The 4,069-nt window shown below is 40.6% G+C and carries 2 protein-coding genes; both read right to left on the bottom strand.

Annotation, left to right across the window (positions count from 1 at the left end; translation table 11 throughout):
* On the bottom strand, positions 1-2,656 hold a 2,656-nt coding region (locus AAA939_RS15055; protein ID WP_338231080.1), incomplete at its 3' end, for a mucin-binding protein.
* A 531-nt stretch (positions 2,657-3,187) separates the two neighbouring features.
* On the bottom strand, positions 3,188-3,484 hold the full coding sequence (locus tag AAA939_RS15050) for a DUF5839 family protein (RefSeq protein ID WP_045353134.1): 297 nt from the start codon (positions 3,482-3,484) through the stop codon (positions 3,188-3,190).
* Positions 3,485-4,069 lie beyond the last annotated feature (585 nt).

Below are 4,069 nucleotides of genomic sequence, written 5' to 3'. Positions count from 1 at the left end.
AGCTGACACTACCTTTTTGCTTATCTGCTGTATAGGTGATCGTTGTATCTTTCGTTGGATCACTTGGCTGATAACTGCTACCTGGTGTCAAAACATGACCTTCTGGATCATGTGCTGTATAACCTGGTACCGTTGGTACACCGGCTGGTGTAACCTTTGTCGCATCACTTGGGTCATTTGGATAGACTACTGTTGGTGCTCCAGGGAAGTTCCCATCACTTGAGCTTGGTACCAATGATCCGACTTTCGTGTATGTCACGGTCTCATTAACATCTGCTGAATCGGCATTCAGGTCAGTTACGGCAGCTGTCTGCGCTTTATCAGCTACAGATCCTGGCACCACTGGGCTAACAACGGCATCAAAGGTCGTATCACCATTTGTCGCTGTCCAGGCTGTTGTCCCAGCACCACTTGTAATAACTTCACCAGTAACGTTATCGACAACGACTGTTCGTGTGAAGTTGACAGAATCAGTGTGTTGCTTGGCCACTACGTGTCCATTCTGATCAACATAGCTAATCGTCTCGTTGACCGTCTTATCATAGTTGGTGCTAGTTGGCCATTTTGGTCCATCTGGTTCGTCTGGATTGATTGGCGTTCCAGGTGTCTGTGGATCCGTTGGATTCACTGGCGTCAACCGATGCTTCAAGTGAACCGTGAAATTCTGATCAGTTGTGTCATCATTGTCGAACGTCAAATCTGCTGGATAGCCATCGGTGACCAACTCATACCCTTGTTTCTTATAATCGGCAATGCTACCGCTGGTACTATAGCTGGATTTTGAACCCGTTGTTCCTGAGATTGAGTCCGTCTTTAAAGTTTTTCCAGTCGTATCATCAACGTAGCTGACACTACCTTTTTGCTTATCTGCTGTATAGGTGATCGTTGTATCTGTACCATTATCAGAAGGTATTGGCGGAATATAGCCCTTAGTACGGTCATCGGGATCAACTGGCACCAAAGGAGTCCCCATATGGTCTTCAGGTGTATAGCCAGGAAGAAAATCAATAACCGGGTAATCAGGCACCGATGAATCAGCAATCTTAGTAGGGTCACTAGGATCATTGGGATAAATAATTGATTTTGTCGAGCCATCAGGATTAGAGACGACCCAGTTGCCGAGCTTGCTGTAAACATACTTAATATCAGAGGTTTGTGGAATATATGGATTTTTAATTCCGTATGTCGTATAACCTAGTCGATACATTATCGTAGAATCTGAGGGCTTTATACTTGTCCATGTTTTAAGAACTTCTCCATTTTTTACAATTGAAGCAGACATTGTTCCATCTGAACCAGTCTGAGTGTAAGTAATAACTACTCCATCATGAAAGTTTTTAACATAACTAGCACCAATCTCTCCGTATGGTGACATAACGCCATTTGAATTAGAAGGTGCAATAGCATAGTAACCATTTACAACATTTACGTCGCTGGTCGTATAATTTTGGCCAACTAACCCTTTTTGTGTATAAGCAACAACCGGATTACCATTACTGTTGGTGATTTGCTTTCCATCTTTATCAACGTAATAGGTTGTTTGTGTGATCAATTTGGGTACAAAATAAGAAAGTGTATTGTAGTAGTTACTATCAAATTTACTAGCAGTATATTTAGTAACAAACCGATTGCTTGAACTTCGAACCATTTCAAAATAAGCATCATTATAGTAGGTAGTTCTATCAAATACAGCAGATGGTACCTGAGTATTTTGATTTAAAGTGTATTGTTTTAAAACTTCATTTGATGGCGATAATTCCGTTACATAAACAATTCCATCACCCGTTCGATTAGTGGAAAAAACAATCTGGTTTCCACCATATTCTGCTTGCAACCATTCATAACTGTAATGAGATTTATCTGGATCAATCCACATCCCAGATGGATAATCTGGATCACTAACTGAGAAACCCGTATTGGTAACTGAACCTGCCAATACCCATCTACCATAGTTTTGAGCAAACTTAGTTGTAACTATTGCATCATTTTTAGAAACATTAGTGGCTATCTGCGCTACAATCTGGTTTCCACCCGCACTGGTCGTTTCAGCCCTTGCTGCACTGCTACTACTTGCACTGGTCGTTTCAGCCTTTGCTGCACTGCTACTACTTGCACTAGTCGTTTCAGCCTTTGCTGCACTGCTACTACTTGCACTGGTCGTTTCAGCCTTTGCTGCACTGCTACTACTTGCACTAGTCGTTTCAGCCTTTGCTGCACTGCTACTACTTGCACTGGTCGTTTCAGCCTTCGCTGCACTGCTACTACTTGCACTGGTCGTTTCAGCCTTTGCTACACTGCTACTACTTGCACTGGTCATTTCAGCCTTTGCTGCACTGCTACTACTTGCACTAGTCGTTTCAGCCTTTGCTGCACTGCTACTACTTGCACTAGTCGTTTCAGCCTTTGCTACACTGCTACTACTTGCACTAGTCGTTTCAGCCTTTGCTGCACTGCTACTACTTGCACTGATTGCATCGGTCCTCACTGCACTGCTTGAGGTGCTGGTGGCTGTCACATCAGCTGACACTGGCTGGCCGGTAACTAGCATCCCTAATCCCAGCGAAAATAATGAAATCCCCATGACAGCCCAATTCTTACCGCATTTATATAATTTATAATGCGTTTTAATCTCTCCAAAGTAATTATTCCTTAACATAAAAAAACTACCTTTCACACTATTTTATTTGAAATCATGCTAAAGCCCCGTTATTAATTAAGTTGTATTTAATAAAACACCTTTATAATAGCATATTCAAACTTTAAATTTAACTATATGTAAGTAAAGATTGTACATTTTTTTCATTGAGGAATTTATAACTAACTAGTTGAGCGAATAAGGTTACATAATTGTTTTAAAAGATTGCTGATACTATAAAGATTCTGATTTTTCAACTTTTAACCAGTATAACAATGTCAAATTAATCGACTACCTTAACTATTCCATAGATATGTTCTCATACAACATTTCTTGACAATTATGAAATAGGTTTAAAATGAAAAACATCAGTCAATAATTCTCAGAATTATATAATAAAGTCTTAATTCAACATCAAAAAACTAAAAAAGTTACATTTAAAAATAGATTCCCAACAAATTTTCACATGTAGAAGATAATTAATTACTTTTCTTAATTAAAGGAACGGCCCAAGCCAACGTAAAGTGAATCACGTTGGCTTGAGCCGTTAAGTTATTTCATCAGGTCATCAAACGTTTGATTAACCGTCTCTTGATCACGATTGCTTGTAAATTCTTTAACTGGTTGTAAGTCGCTTAAATCATTGGCAACTTCCTTCGTCGCATAAATCATAACTGGGGTGCGCTTCGCAAACTGGGTTTGGACTAATGCCACATTACCAACTACCGGGGTGCCCTTCGTCTTTTCAGTAATCCGCCACTTATACAATTTTTTGGTGTTTAAAACATGTTTCGCCCGCTCTTCGGGATCATGCACAATATGATAGGCCATTAACACATTATCAGCCATGTTGATTCCTCCCATTATTGGCCAGTAGTTATTCCTTAACACCATTAGTATACGTGCTGAGCCCTCAAACTAGCAATTATTTGAACCAAGCCACCAATCGATCAAATTAAGTTTGATGATGACCAGTCTGGATCAGCTTAACTACTTTAGTAACCGTTGGCTTAGGCGCTGGCAGCGTTGGTTTTGCTGGGTTACCAGCATACTCCGCGGTTTTATCAGCTTTTGGCGTTACGGTTAGCTTACCGTCTTTATTGCGGCGTTGATGCTTGTCAAAAACTGGGCAACCTTCTTTCGTGGTGATTATTGCAACAACCCTGCTCGTCGTCTTGGGTCCGGCAGACCTGGAACTGAATCTGGCTATTCGGGGCTGGTGCCCTCTGTGTGGTGACAGCAGCATGTATATCAAACCTTTACCATCTCCAAACACGAAATTAGCTTGCATACTGTTTGATAAATATTGGATGTAAGCTGATTCCTGAGACAACTTTTAAGAGAGGGTATAATGAATAAATCGTCTCTCAAAAGGAAGGAATTTTTACATGCCAACTCGTTACGACAAAGAATTCAAACAAAACATCATCAACC

This window comes from Lactiplantibacillus paraxiangfangensis (genome assembly GCF_036246185.1).
Classification (GTDB): domain Bacteria; phylum Bacillota; class Bacilli; order Lactobacillales; family Lactobacillaceae; genus Lactiplantibacillus; species Lactiplantibacillus paraxiangfangensis.
The sequence above is the reverse complement of the archived record's forward strand: the minus strand, read 5'-3'. Positions and strand labels throughout refer to the sequence as shown.